This window comes from Acetanaerobacterium sp. MSJ-12, from assembly GCF_018917875.1.
Lineage (GTDB): Bacteria > Bacillota > Clostridia > Oscillospirales > Ruminococcaceae > Bittarella > Bittarella massiliensis.
The window spans coordinates 222,142-238,095 of sequence record NZ_JAHLPK010000004.1 but is presented as its reverse complement, the minus strand read 5'-3'; the positions used below and the strand labels follow the sequence as shown (position 1 = coordinate 238,095).

At 65.9% G+C, this 15,954-nt stretch carries 19 protein-coding genes and 1 riboswitch; of the genes, 12 read left to right on the top strand and 7 right to left on the bottom strand.

Translation table 11 applies throughout. The features are described from left to right. The first annotated feature begins 71 nt into the window (after nucleotides 1–71). The 4 genes from KQI11_RS06455 to KQI11_RS06440 are packed head-to-tail and all read left to right on the top strand — an operon-like array spanning nucleotide 72 to nucleotide 1,530. Nucleotides 72–443 carry a hypothetical protein gene (locus KQI11_RS06455; RefSeq protein ID WP_216401522.1) on the top strand — a complete coding sequence of 124 codons (372 nt, stop codon included), beginning with the start codon at nucleotides 72–74 and terminating at the stop codon, nucleotides 441–443. Then, nucleotides 440–790 carry a hypothetical protein gene (locus tag KQI11_RS06450; RefSeq protein ID WP_185914651.1) on the top strand — a complete coding sequence of 117 codons (351 nt, stop codon included), beginning with the start codon at nucleotides 440–442 and terminating at the stop codon, nucleotides 788–790. Before KQI11_RS06455 ends, KQI11_RS06450 begins: the two co-directional genes overlap by 4 nt. Nucleotides 791–824: 34 nt before the next feature. Further along, a complete protein-coding gene (locus KQI11_RS06445) occupies nucleotides 825–1,319 on the top strand; it encodes a hypothetical protein (RefSeq protein WP_216401521.1) in 495 nt (164 codons plus the stop codon). Between the two features lie 34 nt (nucleotides 1,320–1,353). Next, complete coding sequence (locus KQI11_RS06440) at nucleotides 1,354–1,530, top strand: hypothetical protein (RefSeq protein WP_216401520.1); 177 nt, start codon at nucleotides 1,354–1,356, stop codon at nucleotides 1,528–1,530. A 358-nt stretch (nucleotides 1,531–1,888) separates the two neighbouring features. Here KQI11_RS06440 and KQI11_RS13460 read toward each other — a convergent pair whose 3' ends face one another. From KQI11_RS13460 to KQI11_RS06425, 3 genes are read right to left on the bottom strand one after another with little or no spacing between them, the layout of a single operon-like run. Next, nucleotides 1,889–2,290 carry an alanine:cation symporter family protein gene (locus KQI11_RS13460; protein ID WP_353653935.1) on the bottom strand — a complete coding sequence of 134 codons (402 nt, stop codon included), beginning with the start codon at nucleotides 2,288–2,290 and terminating at the stop codon, nucleotides 1,889–1,891. A gap of 46 nt (nucleotides 2,291–2,336) precedes the next feature. Next, a complete protein-coding gene (locus KQI11_RS06430) occupies nucleotides 2,337–2,792 on the bottom strand; it encodes a DUF3021 domain-containing protein (protein ID WP_216401519.1) in 456 nt (151 codons plus the stop codon). A gap of 19 nt (nucleotides 2,793–2,811) precedes the next feature. Further along, entirely contained in the window at nucleotides 2,812–3,249 is a 438-nt protein-coding gene (locus KQI11_RS06425) for a LytTR family DNA-binding domain-containing protein (RefSeq protein ID WP_185914654.1), read from the bottom strand. Between the two features lie 155 nt (nucleotides 3,250–3,404). On the opposite strand from KQI11_RS06425, the gene KQI11_RS06420 reads away from it, so the two are divergent. Further along, nucleotides 3,405–4,076: a cysteine hydrolase family protein gene (locus KQI11_RS06420; protein WP_216401518.1), complete on the top strand. Its 672-nt coding sequence runs from the start codon at nucleotides 3,405–3,407 to the stop codon at nucleotides 4,074–4,076. A gap of 214 nt (nucleotides 4,077–4,290) precedes the next feature. Beyond that, nucleotides 4,291–5,691: an alanine/glycine:cation symporter family protein gene (locus tag KQI11_RS06415; RefSeq protein ID WP_216401517.1), complete on the top strand. Its 1,401-nt coding sequence runs from the start codon at nucleotides 4,291–4,293 to the stop codon at nucleotides 5,689–5,691. Between the two features lie 488 nt (nucleotides 5,692–6,179). Here the strand turns inward: KQI11_RS06415 and KQI11_RS06410 are convergent, their stop codons facing one another. Then, nucleotides 6,180–7,019 (bottom strand): metallophosphoesterase, encoded by an 840-nt coding sequence (locus KQI11_RS06410; protein ID WP_216401516.1) that lies wholly within the window; start codon nucleotides 7,017–7,019, stop codon nucleotides 6,180–6,182. A gap of 194 nt (nucleotides 7,020–7,213) precedes the next feature. On the opposite strand from KQI11_RS06410, the gene KQI11_RS06405 reads away from it, so the two are divergent. Together KQI11_RS06405 and KQI11_RS06400 are read left to right on the top strand one after the other, a co-directional pair. Further along, nucleotides 7,214–7,732 (top strand): nitroreductase family protein, encoded by a 519-nt coding sequence (locus KQI11_RS06405; RefSeq protein WP_216401515.1) that lies wholly within the window; start codon nucleotides 7,214–7,216, stop codon nucleotides 7,730–7,732. 56 nt (nucleotides 7,733–7,788) lie between these two features. Next, the gene (locus KQI11_RS06400; protein WP_216401514.1) at nucleotides 7,789–8,481 is read left to right on the top strand and encodes an MBL fold metallo-hydrolase; all 693 of its coding nucleotides are present in this window, start codon (nucleotides 7,789–7,791) and stop codon (nucleotides 8,479–8,481) included. 63 nt (nucleotides 8,482–8,544) lie between these two features. On the opposite strand, the gene KQI11_RS06395 is transcribed toward KQI11_RS06400, so the two are convergent. Further along, entirely contained in the window at nucleotides 8,545–9,219 is a 675-nt protein-coding gene (locus KQI11_RS06395) for a flavodoxin family protein (RefSeq protein WP_216401513.1), read from the bottom strand. A gap of 114 nt (nucleotides 9,220–9,333) precedes the next feature. Between KQI11_RS06395 and KQI11_RS06390 the strand changes: the two genes are divergently transcribed. Then, nucleotides 9,334–9,681: a winged helix-turn-helix transcriptional regulator gene (locus KQI11_RS06390; protein WP_216401512.1), complete on the top strand. Its 348-nt coding sequence runs from the start codon at nucleotides 9,334–9,336 to the stop codon at nucleotides 9,679–9,681. Between the two features lie 143 nt (nucleotides 9,682–9,824). On the opposite strand, the gene KQI11_RS06385 is transcribed toward KQI11_RS06390, so the two are convergent. Beyond that, nucleotides 9,825–11,429 (bottom strand): amidohydrolase, encoded by a 1,605-nt coding sequence (locus KQI11_RS06385; RefSeq protein ID WP_216401511.1) that lies wholly within the window; start codon nucleotides 11,427–11,429, stop codon nucleotides 9,825–9,827. 1 nt (nucleotide 11,430) lies between these two features. Further along, entirely contained in the window at nucleotides 11,431–12,885 is a 1,455-nt protein-coding gene (locus KQI11_RS06380; RefSeq protein WP_216401510.1) for an APC family permease, read from the bottom strand. A gap of 93 nt (nucleotides 12,886–12,978) precedes the next feature. After that, nucleotides 12,979–13,145, bottom strand: a riboswitch (Lysine riboswitch). 202 nt (nucleotides 13,146–13,347) lie between these two features. On the opposite strand from KQI11_RS06380, the gene KQI11_RS06375 reads away from it, so the two are divergent. The 3 genes from KQI11_RS06375 to KQI11_RS06365 all read left to right on the top strand — a co-directional run bounded on the left by KQI11_RS06375 (nucleotide 13,348) and on the right by KQI11_RS06365 (nucleotide 15,952). Further along, nucleotides 13,348–14,187, top strand: a complete 840-nt coding sequence (locus KQI11_RS06375) for a DUF4352 domain-containing protein (RefSeq protein ID WP_216401509.1) — start codon at nucleotides 13,348–13,350, stop codon at nucleotides 14,185–14,187. Nucleotides 14,188–14,198: 11 nt separating this feature from the next. Beyond that, nucleotides 14,199–14,834 (top strand): HAD family hydrolase, encoded by a 636-nt coding sequence (locus KQI11_RS06370; protein ID WP_216401508.1) that lies wholly within the window; start codon nucleotides 14,199–14,201, stop codon nucleotides 14,832–14,834. Nucleotides 14,835–15,250: 416 nt separating this feature from the next. Then, nucleotides 15,251–15,952 carry an ABC transporter ATP-binding protein gene (locus tag KQI11_RS06365; RefSeq protein ID WP_044993101.1) on the top strand — a complete coding sequence of 234 codons (702 nt, stop codon included), beginning with the start codon at nucleotides 15,251–15,253 and terminating at the stop codon, nucleotides 15,950–15,952. Nucleotides 15,953–15,954 lie beyond the last annotated feature (2 nt).

Here is a 15,954-nt window from a genome sequence, read left to right as displayed (position 1 = left end):
ATGGGTATATACTGAAGCTAGGGACCCACGGACAACAGCAGTTTGCCCAGATTGGCGGGAGGTGTTTCGCGATGAAGGCAAAAAAGTGGATCGTTCGGTCGGCATTGGCCCTGGTGGCGCTGGGTGCGCTGACGGGCTTTGGCTACCTGCTCTACACGGTGCAGCTGGAAGAAAACCGCGGCGTCCCCCTGAGCGGGGAGCAGTGGCGGTACCTGCTGGGGATCGTGGCGGGCATCGGCGGCATCCTGCTCCTCCTGCTGGTCATCGCTGGGCTCATCGGCCGGGCCACCCAGGGCAGGGAGCTGCCCGCCGGCAAGGCCGCCAAGGGCGAGGGCTGGTCCTTTTACGGGTACGACAGCTATGCGCCCGGGCGGGTGGAGAGACAAAATAGGGGGAGACCCCATTTTGAGAAGAGACCGGAAAAAAAGGAGGGTTCAAAATGAAAAAGGCATTGAAGACAGCGGCCATTGCGCTCTGCTTCCTCTTCGGGGTGGGGCTGTTGCTGGCGCCGGCGCTCCTGGGGGAGGGCGGGGTTTCCCTCTCCTGGTTTGCCGGCCTGAGCGGGAAAGAGTGGTTCTACCTCGCCGTGCTGGTGCTGGCCCTGGTGGCCCTGGTGCTGCTGCCCAGCCTGATCGGCCGGGTCGGCAAGGGGGCGCCCCGCTCGCTGGACCGGACCGACCGGCCGGGCAAACAGCTCTTCTACGGCCCCAACTACGAGGAGCCCACCGACCGGGAAATCGACCGCACCCTCAAAAAGATGAGGGGGCAAAAGCCCGGCGGCGCCCACTAGCCCGCCCGACGGAACAGAGAGAGGAGGGGAGGCCGTGCGCATCCGCTATCGCTACAACCGCTTTCAGCGCATCTGGGAGACCGGCGGCCTCGCCTGTCTCGGCCTCTGCGCTCTCTGCCTGGGGATCAACTGGCAGCGGGTGGCGGCCGAGGGGCTGCCCACCTCCGCCCGCATCGGCGGGGTGGCCTACCTGGCGCTGACGGTCTTTCAGGGCTTTACGGCGGTGTTTGCCCACCCCGAGCCGGAGGGCAAGCCCCAAAGGCCCATCTACCAGCGCCCCGAGCTGACCCTCTGGGGCACCCCCCTGCGCTACGATGGAAACAGCGACTGGGGCTACTATGTCCGGCGGATGGACGCGGCGGTCATCTTGCGGGCCGCGGTGGCGGCGGTCTTTGCCCCGGCCGTCATCGCCGCCGCCTTCGGCGCCCCCCTGGGCCGCTGGTACGTGACAGCGGGGCTCATCGTCATGGCCCTCTTTTTGTGCTATGCCATCGCCCGCCTGCTGGGCCCAGCCCAGCGGCGGGGCTGACTGCCGCCCGGCGCGGCGGAGAGGAGGAACTGTTGTGAGTGTTACTCTGTGGATCAAGTACGGTTTGATTTTTGTCGCGGTGATCGCCGTGGTGGCGCTGATCTTGGTGGCCCTGAGCCGGTTTCGCAAACCGCCCAAGGCCGTGGGCAAGCGGGATGAGCAGCTGGGCCTCTTCCCCTTCGGGGACGACGAGGGGGGCGGCCGGGTCTAGTTCTGTGCCGCTGTGCTGAAAGTGCTGTTGCCAAGGGAAAAATGTCCCTCGCCCGTTCGTGCAGATTGTAGGAATGGGCGAGGGCTTTTTGGTGCAACCTGGGCGCGGTGCAGGGCGGGGATGGTCTAACTGTCCAAACGGCTTTTCAGAATGGTCCAGCTGGGGGCAGGCGACTTCGCGCGGGCCACCGCCGAGTTGCGTGCCGCCTTCGAGTTGCGCACCGCGAGCTTGCGGCGATGCCTGGGAGCGGCCAATAATACGATTTCTGAACCGATTTGGCCAAAGGGTATCGCCGCCAACCCGATTCTCCTTTTCAGACAGGTTGCCGGCAGCGCGCCGCGCCTCTCCGGTCATGCCTTTATCGTCCCGCCGCCGTCAGTGGACTGGCGGGAGCCGGGTCGCCGGGCAAATCGCCTGGGAAAGCGGGGAATGGCTTTGTTTGCCTGTCGGCGGGCGAAGGAACCGAGTGGTTGCCGTGGACCCAGCGGACCTGTCGGGCCAGACCCTGTCCCCGCTCAGCTTGGGGGCGCTCGAGGCAATTCGAGCGCTGGGCAGGCGGCCCTCGTCTCGCCGCCACACCCCGAACAGCCGCTGCCCGAACACCGAAGGCCGAGCGGAAAATCAGCCCAAAGGCCGGGTCCACTTGGTCGCGGTGCACTGCGATCACCCAGAGAGAGGCGGCAATGTAGAAGATGCTCATCAAGGGGACAAACTTTTCGGGAAAGGCCCCGATTCGCTCGCTCCCCCTTCCCCCAAACAGAAGGAGAGCGGGGCTGCCCGACAGCCCCGCTCTGCATCTGGGGCCCTTAAAGCCCCTTGAGTTTTTGGTTGATGGCCCGCAGCTTTTTCCGCCAGTGGTGGGCCAGCGCCAGCCAGATGACCAGGTAGATGGCCAGAAAGAGGAGCAGGTAGCTCGCCAGCCCGGCGGCGCTCAAGGTGACCCAGCGGTTGACGGCTGCCGTGCCGATGACCGCGGCGGCGCAGCAGCAGCCGTGCAGGGCGGTCTGCCGGGCCAGGCTCCAGCGCTCGATTTCAAAAAAGACCGAGATGGCGGCGCAGACGGCCCCCAGCAGCCCGGAGGTGAGCAGTTGCAGCCCCACGGCGGCCAACAGGTCGCCCCCGAAGGCCGCCAGCAGTTCGGGGGTCACCGGCCAGTACTCCCCCACCCCCAGGGAGATGAAGTAGCAGATGGCGGTGGAGGTGCAGACGCCCCAGCCAAAGCCGACGACGGCCCGGCCGGCCGCTTTTTTTGCGCAGTTCACAGACAAGCCCTCCTCTCTCTCACAGGCCCAGCCGCTCTTTGATGCGGGCCACATACCGGCGGGAGACAAAGGCCCCGCCCCCCCTTTTGAAGCGCAGGTGGATGGTGCCGGCCGTGGACATATCCAGGCTCTCCACCCAGTCGAAATTGGCGATCTCCGAGTGGGAGATGCGGGCGAAGCGGCTGCCTGTCAACTGGGCCTCCAGCTCGTAGAGCCGGGCCTTGAGGAGGTAGCGCTCCCCCTGGCAGAGGGCGTACACCTGCTGCCCCTCGGCGGTGACGAGGGTGATCTCCCCGGGGTCGAGCAGGTAGACCCGCCCTTCCCGCCGGCCCGCCAGACGCCGGGTGGCGCCTGCGAGGCGGGCGGCGGCCGCCTCCACCTCGGGGGTGATCTCGCCGCAGTAGATTACCGCCCGAGGCCCTGCCAGACCGGGCTGCAATTTGATCTCCACCTCCACGGCCATCCCTCCTTTTTTGTTCTGGTACCAGTATACCCTGGCAGGACGGGGCCGTCCACCGCTTTTGCGCAGTCGGTCGGCGCAGGCGCGCAGTCGGTTGAAAAGCGGGGGTGAAAGGGGTATACTGAAAAGAAAAAACGGAAGGGGAATGCCCCATGGATCTGCACGCCATTGACTACCAGGCCGCCTTTGCCGAGGCTGCCAAACAGGTGGAGGGGAGCCTGCGCGACCTGCCCACCGCCCACCTTGACGAGTTCCCCGCCGAGGGGACCGTCTGCGCGGTGGTGGATTTGAACGTGGGCTTTTGCCGCCAGGGGGCCCTGGCCAGCCCCTACGCCGATGCGGTGGTCCCCCGGGCGGCGGCCCTGGCCCGCGCCTGCGCCGAGAGACAGATCTACACCCTGGCCTACACCGACTGCCACCGGGACGATTCCCCCGAATTTTCCGCCTACCCTCCCCACTGCGTCAAGGGCAGCGGGGAGGAGAAGGTGGTGGAGCAGATCGCCGCGGTGCCGGGCATCAAGATCGTGGAGAAGGCCTCGACCAACGGCTTTCTCAACTGGTACATCAAGGAGCTGCTCGACCGCTACGAGGTGGGGCACCTGATCGTCACCGGCTGTGTCACCGACATCTGCGTCTACCAGCTGGCGACCACCTGCAAGGCCTACGCCAACGTCGAGGGGCGGGAGCTGGACGTGGTGGTCCCCCTGGATTGCGTGGACACCTTTGACATCCCCGGGGTGCACGGCCGCGACTTCTACAACGCCGTCTTCGCCGCCTCGATGCAGGCGAACGGGGTGCGGCTGGTGGAGCGCATCGAGTGGTAGATTTGGAAAACAGAAGGAAATGAGCGTTCCCCGGCGGGTGGGTATCCCCTCCCCGCTGGGGGATTTTTATGCCTTGTTGCAAAACAGCTTGCAGGGGAGAAGGTCTCTGGTTGACGGCGATCCTTTTTTACCCCTCTGCCCTTTCCCCGCATATCCCCCCGCCCTCTGGCATATCCATTTCCTGCGCCCGTGGGCGCGGGAAGGGGACGGTCAAATGCCGTGGTTCTGGGCGGCGGAGGGAGCAGTCAACCGGTTTGTCTGGGGGCCGGTGATGCTGGCGGTGCTGGTGGGGGTGGGGGTCTACTTCACCTGGCGCACCGGCTTTTTGCAGCTGCGCAAACTGGGATACATGTTCAAGGTCACCCTGGGCAGCCTGTTTCAAAAGAAGAAGGGGGGGACGGGGCAGAACCTCTCCCCCTTCGCCGCCATGACCACCGCCCTGGCCGGGACCATGGGGGTGGGCAACATCGCCGGCATCGCCACCGCCCTCACCCTGGGGGGGCCGGGGGCCATCTTCTGGATGTGGCTGTCGGCCCTCTTCGGGATGATGACCAAGTACGCCGAGGTGGTGCTGGCGGTGCACTACCGGGAGACCAGCCCCGACGGCACCCACCGGGGCGGGCCGATGTACTACATCAAAAAGGGGCTGGGCCGGGGCTGGGGCTGGCTCTCGGGGGTCTTTTGCCTGCTGTGTGTCTGCGCCTCCTTCGGGATGGGGGACATGACCCAGTCCAACACCATCGCCCAGTCGCTGCGCCAGTCCTTCTCCATCCCCTACTGGGCCACCGGGGTGGGGGTGATGGCCCTCTGCGCCCTGGTGGTGCTGGGGGGACTCAAGCGGATCGGGGCCTTCACCGAAAAATTTGTCCCCCTGATGAGCATCTTCTACATCGCTGCCTCCCTCTGGGTGATCGCGGTGCACCGCGACCAGGTGGGCCCGGCCTTTGGGTTGATTTTCCGCTCGGCCTTCGGCGTTCGGGCGGCGGCGGGGGGCGTGGTGGGCTACACCCTGCAGGCCGCCCTGCGCACCGGGGTCGCCCGGGGGGTGTTCACCAACGAGGCGGGGCTGGGCAGCGCCCCCATCGCCCACGCGGCGGCCGAGACCGACAGCCCAGTCAAGCAGGGCTTTTGGGGGATGTTCGAGGTCTTTGCCGACACCTTTGTCACCTGCACCCTCACCACCCTGGTGATCCTCACCACCGGGATGTGGGACTCGGGGCTGGACGGGGCGGCCCTCACCACCGCCGCCTTTGACACGGTGCTGGGCCGCTGGGGCAGCGGGTTTATCGCCATTTCGGTGCTGTTCTTCGCCGTCTCCTCGATGCTGGGGTGGTGCTTTTACGGCGAGAGCGCCATGGCCTATCTCAGCCGCGGCCGGCAGGGGCCGGTGTTTTGGTACCGGGTGGTCTTTCTGGCGCTGATCATGGTGGGGGCCACGGTGGAGCTGCGGCCGGTCTGGCAGCTGTCGGACACCCTCAACGGCCTGATGGCGGTGCCCAACCTCCTGGCGCTGCTGCTGCTCTCCCCCCAGGTGTTCCGCCTGACAAAAGAACACTTCGCCACCGCCCAAAAGGGCGCAAAAGGGCGGCGCAAAACCGGTCCGCGCCGCCGATAGAGGGAGCGTACCCCTCCGGCTTTTCCGGGCGGGTCGGCTTTGCGGGCGGGCCTTTTCCCCGCCCCGGGCGAGGGGCGAGGCTCTGCCGGCTGCGCCCAAGAGAGGGCCCACCGACAGGCCGGGGAGGGGGAGCGCCGCTTTCCAGCCTGTTCGAGGGCTTTGTTTGCCAGCGCCCGGGAAAAGTGGTGCCCTCCCAGGGAAATTCCCGCGCGGCCTTTATCCAGGGGGCCTCCCCCCTTTAAAAGCGCCCTGTCCCACGGGGGAGAGGGGACAGGGTTTTGCCGCAAAAGCAGGGGGCGATGGCCACCCATTGTCGGGGGAGGGTGCCCCGGACGCCGACCGCTCGCCGCTGCGGCCTTGCTCCGAAGGCGCACTCTTCATTGGAGAAGATGCCTTTTGCAGCGGGGTAGAAATGTCCCAGTGGGGCGGCTGACCTCCAACCGAAACGGGGGCTTTCGCCCAATGGAGACGCAAAAAAGCCCCCCGCTTTACGAGGAGCCTTTCTGGCCGGGGACGATCTGCAGCAGCACCACCTCGGGCGGGTCAAAGAGGCGGGCGGACACCTTGGTGACCCCCACCCCGCTGGTGACCTGAAGGAAGCGGCCCTCCCCCAGGGGGTAACTCCCCTTTGCGTAGGAACCGGAGCCGGGGGGCAGGAGGAGGCGCCGCACCAGGGGCAGCCCCAACTGCCCGCCGTGGGTGTGGCCGGAGAGGATCAGGTGGGCCCCGGGGACCTGCTCGGCCGCCGGGCCGGGTTCATGGGCGACGAGGACGCGCAGCCCCTCCCCCTCCAGGGAGAGGGAGAAGTCTGGGCGGCCCAGCAGGGCGTCGTCCAGCCCGCCCAGGACCAGCCCCAGGTCGGGCAGCGCCACCGCCTGGTTTTGCAGCAGGGCAAAGCCGCCCCGCTCCATCAATTCGCCGTAGACCCGGTGGGCCCCGCCGCCCCGGTCGTGGTTGCCCCAAACGGCGTATTTGCCGAAGGGCGCCTCGATCCCCGCCAGGATGGCGGCCAGCTCGTCCAGGTCCAGGAGTTCCTGGTCCCGGCGATAGGCGTCGAAAAAGTCGCCGGCAAAAACCACTAGGTCGGGCTGTTGGGCATCAATCAGCGCCGCCACCCGGCGCAGTAACTGGGCGCCGCCGTAGCGGCCCAGGTGGGTGTCGGAAAAGAGGGCGACGGTAAAGGGGCGCGCGGCGGCGGGAAGGGCGACCTCCTCCCGGCGCAGCACCAGGCGGCTGGTCTCCCCAAAGCGGGCCCAGCAGGCGGTCCCGCCCACCAGTGCGGCCAACCCGGCTGCCAGCAGCCCTTTCCAGTGGCGAAACACAGACATTCCCTCCTTTTATTGGCCGGTGGCCCGGACCGCGTGCCCGGGCCAAATTTGGGACAGTATAGCACACCTTTTGGAAAAATGCCAGGGGGAGGGAGGGCAGGGAAAAAGTTTACAAACTGCCCTTTGACCGCCCCTGGCGGCGGTAGTATACTAATATAGTAGAAAAAGCCGAGAAGGCAAAGGAGGAAATTGCTGTGAACGAAGTGTTGAAAGCGATTTTGGAGCGGCGGAGCGTCCGCAAATTCACCGGGGAGCCAATTGCCCGGGAGGAGATGGAGACCCTGCTGCAAGCCGCCTCTTACGCCCCCAGCGGGATGGGGAAGCAGAGCTGGCAGTTCACCGCCGTCACCGACGGGGCGAAGATCGCCGCCCTCTGCGAGGCCATGGGGAAGGCCATGGGCAAAGAGGGGTATGACATGTACCGCCCGGCAGCGCTGATCCTGGCCTCCAACGACCGGGAAAACGGCAACGGCCTGGCCGACTGCGCCTGCGCGCTGCAAAACATCTTCCTGGCCGCCCACTCCCTGGGGCTGGGCAGCGTCTGGATCAACCAGCTCAAGGAGACCAGCGACGAGCCCGGCGTCCGCGCCGTGCTGAACAGCTTTGGGGTGCCGGCGGAGCACATCGTCTGGGGCGTTGCCTCCCTGGGCCACCCGGCCGAGACCCCGGCAGCCAAACCCCGGCGGGAAGGGGTCATCCACTGGGCCGACTAGGTTTGCCTGCCGGCCCCGACGCCCCCTGAACGGGGGAGAGAGGATGGGGAGCACGGATGAACAGGATCACGCCGCTGCGGCTGCCGGGCCCGGGGGAGGGGTCGCCCCCCATCTGGCCGGTGCTGCTGCAGCGGGAAGAGGGGGGCCGGGCGCTGCTGGTGGACTGCGGTTGCGCCGGGACCCTGCCCCGGCTGGAAGAGGCCTTGGCCGGGGCGGGGGTGTCCCTGGGAGACTTACAGGCCCTGGTGCTGACCCACTGCGACCACGACCACATGGGCCTGGCGCGGGAGCTGACCGGGCGCTGTCCCGGTCTGGGCGTCTACTGCTCGGCGGTGCAGCGGCCCTTTGTGGCGGGGGAGGCGGCCTCCCCCCGCTCGGTGGCCGCGGGGCGGCCCGCCCCGGTGGACGACCCGGTCCCCGGGGCCGTCGCCCTGGAGGGGGACGCCCCCTTCCCGGGCTGGGAGGGGCTTTGGGTGGTGGACACCCCGGGCCACATGCCCGGCCACATCGCCCTCTACTGCAAAGAGGAGCGCACCCTGATAGCGGGCGACGCCCTCACGGCGGAGGAGGGGCGGCTGACCGGCCCCAACCCCCGCTACACCCTGGACATGGAAGAGGGGATGGAGACGGTCCGCTTCCTGGCCCGGTTGGACTTGCAGACCGTCCTCTGCCACCACGGCGGGGCGGTTCGGGGGGATATCCCCCGGCAGTTGGAAGCGCTCTCCCGCGCCTGGCGGGAGGGCAGATAGGCAGATAAAAAGAGAGGGGGAGATCCCTCTCTTTTTTGTGTGCCTCAGCCCGCGGAGTTGGCGTCAGGCAGGGTGGTCGATGGAGATGGCGCGAACCATCTCCATCCCTGCCGCCCGCGCCGCCGCCAGGTCGTGGGGGAACTGCTCCTGTCGCCGCCGCCATTTGGCGGCCTCGTCCCAGATGCTGGCCTCATAGAGGCTGTAATCGGAAAATTCCCAGGTGTCGCAGGCGTAGAGGAGGGCGGGCGGATGGCCGAACGTGTAGGAGAAGTACCCCTCGGTGGTGGCCAGGTTTTGCGGATAGCCCGCGGCCCGCATCTCCTCTTCGGTCACATTCATGGTGTAGATCATGGCCGAGCGCAGCGGCTTGGGGGCAAGGGTGGTCTCCCCGGCCCGGAAGGAGTGAAAGGGGAAGAAGAGCCGCTCCAGCAGTCCCCGCAACTGGGCGGTGATGTCGTGAAAATAAATAGGGGAGCCGCATACGATCCCGTCGGCGGCAGCGAGGGCGGCCAGCAGCTCCCGCGCCCCGTCGGGGTAGGCGCAGCGGCCGTAGGAGGGACCGCCCTTTCGCTTGCAGGCAAAGCAGCTGCGGCAGCCGGTATAGGACAGGTCAAAGAGATGGACCAGCTCGGTCTCTGTTTCGGCGTCGGCGGCTCGGGCCCCCTCTAAAAAGGCCTCTAGCATCTGATGGGTGTTCCACCCTTTGCGGGGGCTGCCGTTCAGGGCAATGATCTTCATGGTGCTGTCTCCTCTCCGCCCCTTTACAGAGGCTGTGTTTTGAGTTTACAATGAAAGGTGAAAAAAAGGAAGTACGCACCGGTTGGATGGGTACTATCAGAAAGGATAGTGAAGATGGCGGACAGGCTGCCCAAGATCGCCGATTCGGAGGACACCTCCTTTGGCTACACCCTCTCCCTGCTCAACGGCAGGTGGAAGTTGCTGATCCTCTACAACCTGGGCAAGGGGGAAGTGATCCGATTTAACGAGTTGCAGCGGCTGTTGGGGAGGATCACCTACAAGACCCTCAGCGCCAGCTTGAAGGAGATGGAGGCCGATGGCCTGGTGTTCCGGCGCGCCTATCCCCAGATCCCGCCCAAGGTGGAGTATGGTCTCACCGAGCGGGGCCGCTCCCTGCTGCCGCTCCTGCGGGAGATGTGCCGCTGGGGAGAGACACACCGCCCTGCCGCCCCAGGACAATAGACGCGCCTGCCCCGGCCTGCGTGCAGGGGAAAGGCCTCCTTTCGCGCAAAGGGGACAGCGGACAAGCGAGCAGAAGAAAAAGAGCGCCGGAACAGGGAAGACGGCCCTGTTCCGGCGCTCTCTTTTTTGCGGGGAAGCGCGAGCTAGCGCTCGTAGACGAACTCGCCGCCGAGGACGGTGGCGTCCACCACGGTGGTGAGCAGCTCGTCGGTGGGGATGGTGAAGATGTCCTGGCTGAGGATGGCCAGGTCGCCGTAGTAGCCGGGCTTGATGCGGCCCTTCACGCCCTCTTCAAAGCTGGCGTAGGCGCTGCCGGCGGTGTAGCCATCCACGGCCTCGTAGATGTCCATGCACTCGTGGGGGTAGAAGCCGCCCTCCGGCTTTTTGTCCAGGTTTTTGCGGGCCACGGCGCAGTAGAGGTTGTTCATGGTGTTCAGGTCCTCCACCGGGCTGTCGGTGCCAAAGGAGGTGTGGATGCCCAGCTTGTTCATGGTGTGGAAGGCGTAGCTGGTAGAGGCCAGCTCCTTCCCGACCCGGCTCTCCAGCACCGTCATGTCGTAGTGCAGGAAGATGGGCTGGATGTAGGCGAGGATGTCGTTTTCGCAGAAGCGCTCGACCAGGGGGGCGTCGGTGATCTGGCAGTGGACCACCCCGTGGCGGTGGGGGTTTTTGCCGTAGCAGACGGTGTCGTAGCTGTTGAGCACCTGCTCGATGGCCGCGTCGCCGATGGCGTGGACCGCCACCTGGCAGCCGTTCTCGTCAGCCAGCTTGACCATGGCGTCGGTCTGCTCCTGGGTCAGGGTCTGGATCCCCTGGGTGGAGGGGTCGTCGGCGTAGGGCTTTCTCATGGTGGCGGTGCGGGCGCCCAGAGAGCCGTCCACAAACAGCTTCAGGGGGCCGATCTTGTTGTAGCTGTCGCCGGCGCCGGTCTTGTGTCCCTCGTCCAAAAAGGCCTGGTAGCTGGCGGGGTCCATGAAGTTGCACTGGTGGTAGACCCGCAGGGTGGGGTGGCTGGACTGGATGTTTTCATACGCTTGCAGGGTCTCGCGCCAGCCCCCGGGGCGGACGTCCATGGTCTGCACCGAGGTGATGCCCCACTCGGCGGCGTGGGCCATGGCGGTGCGCAGGGTGTGCTCGATCTCCTCCACGGTGGGCTCGTGCTGCAGGGCCATCACCATGTTGGCCGCGGTCTCGCGGAAGATGCCGGTGGGCTCGCCGTTTTCGTCCACGTCGAAGTGGGCCCCCTCGGGCTGGGGGGTGTCCTTGGTGATGCCGGCCATCTCGATGGCCAGGGAGTTGGCGCTGACCGCGTGGCCGCAGGCCCGCTCCAGCACCAGGGGGTACTCGGTGGTGATCTCGTCCAGGTCGTGGCGGTCCATCATCCGGGCCTCGTCGGTGAAGTAGTCCTGGTTCCAGCCCGAGCCGTGGAGGAAGGTCCCCTTGGGCGGTTGGGTGCGGGCGATGAAGTCGCGGGCGATCTTTTTGACCTCGGCCATGGAGGTGCAACCGTGCACGTCGATGGACTCCAGGTTCTCCCCCACGAAGTAGAGGTGCATGTGGCTGTCGTTGAAGCCGGGCACCACGGTGCGGCCCTGGGCGTCGTACTCCCGGGCGCCGGCGGGGGCGGCAGCCCGGCACTCCTCATTGGTGCCAACGGCCTTGATGATCCCGTTTTCGATGCAGACGGCCTGGGCGAAGGTCTCCCGCTCCAGGTAGACCTTTCCGTTGACGATGACGCAGCTGTCCATGTTACGCTTCCTCCTTGTTGTCGGTGGCTTGGGCCTCGGCTTCCGCCTGCTGGGCGGCCAGCACGGCCTCGCGGCTCTTTTTAAACACCAGCTCGTAGAGCAGCAGCCCCACGGCGGGTACAGACAGGCCGATGATGGAGGTGACCGGGGATTCCACCAGGGTGTTGATGAGCAGGCCGATGGTGATGAGGATGACCAGCACCACCATCACCGGGTAGCCCCACACCTTGTAGGGGCGCTCCAGATCGGGGTATTTTTTGCGCAGCCGGATGACCGCGTAGAAGGTCATGGTGTTGAAGAACATCCCGCAGAAGGCCACCAGGCTGGTGAGCTGGCTGAGGTTTTGCATGCACACCAGGACGATGGAGACCACCCCGGAGAGGACGATGGCAAAGACCGGGGTCTTATATTTGGGGTGCAGCTTGGCCGCGCTCTTGAAGAAGGCGCCGTCGCGGGCCATGGCGTAGTAGGTGCGGGGGAAGACCATGACGCAGCCGTTGAGGGCGCTGAAGATGGCCACGATCATGGTGGAGCCGACGATGATCTTGCCGGCGCTGCCGAAGAGGGTGTTGGCCGCCGCGGTGCCCAGGAAGAGGTCGCCGCTGGCGAGCATGGCGGTGATGGTCTCATAGGGCAGGGTGCGGTAGATGGCGAAATTGAAGAGGACGTAGATGAGCATCACCCCGACGATGGAGAGGATGATGGCCAGGGGCAGGTTGCGCTTGGGGTTTTTGATCTCCTCGCTGATGGTGTTCAGGTTGGTCCAGCCCTCGTAGGCCCAGAGGGTGGCCACCACCCCAAAGGCCACCATCCCGCAGATCTTGAAGAGGGAGGGGGTACCGGCGATGGCCGGGTCGGGCACCAGCGAGAGGTTGGGGGTCTGCTGGCCCATGAAGATGCCGCAGACGATGATGAGGACGATGGGCAGCAGCTTGAGGACCATGAAGAAGTTCTGGATCCGGCTGCCCAGCTTGATGCCGAAGAGGTTGATGGCGCTGAGGAGCACGATCATCCCGATGGCGATGGCCTTGCAGGCCAGGGGGGAGAGGGGGACCAGGCTGGCGATGGCCTCGGGGAAGGCCACGGCCAGGGCGGCGATGGAGCCCGAGGAGCCGAGGATAAAGTTGGAGAACCCGCTCATAAAGGCCACCCGCTCGCCGTAGGCCTCCCGCAGGTAGACGTAGCCGCCGCCGGCCTTGGGCATCATGGCCCCCAGCTCGGCATAGCAGATGCCGGAGAAGAGGACCACCAGCCCGCCCAGGGCCCAGACCAGCAGGGCCAGCCCCATGCTCATGCCGCTGCGCTGGAGCACGATGCTGCCCAGGTAGAAGATGCCCGAGCCGATCATGATCCCCCCCAGCACCGACACGCCGCCGAAGAGGCCGACCTCCCGCTTGAGCTCGGTCTTTTCAGAGGCCAGCGCCTGGGCCTTTGTGGTGTTTGGTGTTTGATTCATCTGTGTAACTCCTTTCGGTGTCGTCCCGCCCGCCGGGGCGGACAAAAAGAAAAAGTTGCACCCCATCAGTGCAACTTTCAAACGAGCAAAGTTATCACCGATAGCGCCTCTGTTAAAAAACAGGAGTCAGGGAGATCTTCTCCCCCTGCCCAACAGCGGGGCGCACCCGCCCAGCCGTTTCGGCGGTTTGGCCTTTTGCCGGGTTCCCAGGGTGTCCCCTCCCGCCGGCTACTCATCCGCACCGCGCCTCTATCAACTTTGTCCTCAGGATACCACACCGGGCCGGACTTGTCCACCTTCTCTTTACAATTTGTTGCGACTTTTTTCACAATTCGACGCCTGGGAAGACCGGGGCAAATGAGACCTTTTTCGTTGACAAACCGGGCCCCGGCCGATACACTAAAACAGAAGAGAGAGAAGGGCGGGCAGTCTTGCCGCCCCGACGATGAGGAGGAGTTCTCTATGAACGGCTACTACACCCCCCCGACCCAGCCCTACGGCACCACCAGCTGCCCCCAGTGCCGCAACCGGATCCCCGTCGGCAGCCCGGTCTGCCCCTGCTGCGGCTGCCCGGTGGCGGCGGTGCGGGAGCGAAAGTACAAAAACCTGCGCAACACCATCATCGCCGTGGCCTCGGTGGCGGTGGCGGCGGTGCTGGTGGTGTTTTTGTGCTACGGGGCGGCGATCGCGGCGGTCTTTCGCGCCGCCCGCAACGACGGCGGCAGCAACTACGGGAACGGCTACCACCACTACCAGGGGGGCTGGGACGACGGCGACAACTACGACGACTACGACTACGGCGACGAGGGAGACGGCGGGAGCTACTTTGACCAGCAGTCCCCCAGCGGCTGGAACAGCGGCGACCACCAAAACCGCCGGACCCCTGACGCCACCCACTACGCGGTGGGACAGACCGCCAGCTGGGAGGAGATGGAGTTCACCGTCACCGGGGTGCGCGACGGCAGCGAGTACGGCCTGACCCCCGACGAGGACGACGAGTACCTGGTGGTGCAGATCAAGATCACCAACCGCTCGGGGGAGGACCGGCTGCTCTGGCGGCCCGACTTCATCCTGCAGGGGGGCGACGACCTCTTTGAGTTCTCCGAGGACGACGACGCCTACATCACCGACAGCCAGGGCAATCGCCAGGAACTCTTCACCACCCAGACCTTGGCCGCCGGGCGGACCATCGAGACCACCCTCTGCTACGAGGTGCCCAAGGGCTCGCAGAACCTGGAGCTTACCTACGACAACGACGACTACCTCTACAATCCGCAGCTGCGCTTTGACCTGGGCAGATAGGGGGAGAGACAGTGCAAAAAGACGGCATCCTCTTTGATTTGGACGGCACCCTCTGGGACGCGGCGGCCCGGGTGGTGGAGTCCTGGAACCTGACCCTGCGGCACTTTCCCGAGGTGGGCCCCATCACCGAGGCCCAGATGAAGGGGGTCATGGGCAAGACCCTGCCCAAGATCGGCGAGGCCCTCTTCACCGGCGTATCGGTGGCGCGGGCCCACGAGATCGTGGCCCGCTGTTGCGACGAGGAGAACGCCTACCTCGAGCGGACCGGCGGCACCCTCTACCCCGGGCTGGAGGAGACCCTGGCCGCCCTCTCGGCGCGCTGGCCGCTCTATGTGGTCTCCAACTGCCAGGAGGGGTATATCGAGGCCTTCTACGCCGCCCACGGGCTGGGGCACTACTTTGCCGGCAGCGAGAACGCCGGCCACACCGGGCTGCCCAAGTGGGACAACATCTCCCTGGTGGCCCGGCGGGAGGGGCTCTCCCGGGTGCTCTACGTGGGGGACACGGAGATGGACTGCGACGCCGCCCACCGGGCGGGGGTGCCCTTCATCCACGCCCGCTACGGCTTTGGCCGGGCCCCTGAGGCCGACTACACCATCGACACGCTGGCAGAGCTGCCCGCCCTGGTGGCGCGCATCTGGCAGTAAACGGCGGCGGCGCCCCCGGCGAGAGGGGGGCGCCGCCGCTCGGCGTTCCCGCGGTGCTGTCGCCTCGAGGCGGTGCAGCGCGCCCGCGCCGGTCTGCGCTGGCTGCTCTCGCCGCTGCCCCTTCCCCTAGGGCCCTCTGGCCGCCGGTTTTGATGCCCCTGCCCCAAAGGGGGCGGTGCAGGCCGCCGAAGAGGGGATTTTGATGCCGGTGGGCGAGGGGGGCGTTTTGCCCGGGCAAAATTATTTCTGTTAACAATTTTGCTATCATCGGGGGCGAAATATGGTGTACAATAAATCCGAATGGATGGATCTGGGATAAGATGCATAGAGATGGGATCGCGGGTGTTTCGCCGTCGGGCGGCCCCGCTCCCTTTTTCAAAATACAGGGCGCGCTGGCGCCCGCTGGGGGCAGAGAGATGGCATTTGTCGAGTTTCAGGACGTGGTCAAGGAGTACCGGATGGGGGAGGTGACCATCCGCGCGGCGGACGGCATCACCTTTTCCATCGAGAAGGGGGAGTTCTGCGTCATCGTCGGGCCCAGCGGCGCGGGCAAGACCACCGTCCTCAACATCCTCGGGGGGATGGACAGCTGCGACGGCGGCAAGATCTGGGTGGACGGCAAGGAGGTGAGCGCCTACTCCCGCAAAGAGCTCATCACCTACCGCCGCTACGACATCGGCTTTGTCTTTCAGTTTTACAACCTGGTGCAAAACCTCACCGCCAAGGAGAATGTGGAGCTGGCCTCCCAGATCTGCCGGGAGCCGGAGGACGCCGAGGAGGTGCTGCGCCAGGTGGGGCTGGGGGAGCGGATGAAGAACTTTCCCGCCCAGCTCTCCGGCGGGGAGCAGCAGCGGGTGGCCATCGCCCGGGCCCTGGCCAAGCGGCCCAAGCTCCTGCTGTGCGACGAGCCCACCGGCGCGCTGGACTACGAGACCGGCAAGAGCATTTTGAAGCTGTTGCAGGACACCTGCCGCAACACCGGGACCACGGTGGTGGTCATCACCCACAACACCGCCCTCACCCCCATGGCGGACCGGGTCATCAAAATCAAAAACAGCCGGGTGCGGAGCATGGAGAAAAACGACGCCCCCACCCCGGTGGAAAGAATTGAGTGGTAGAC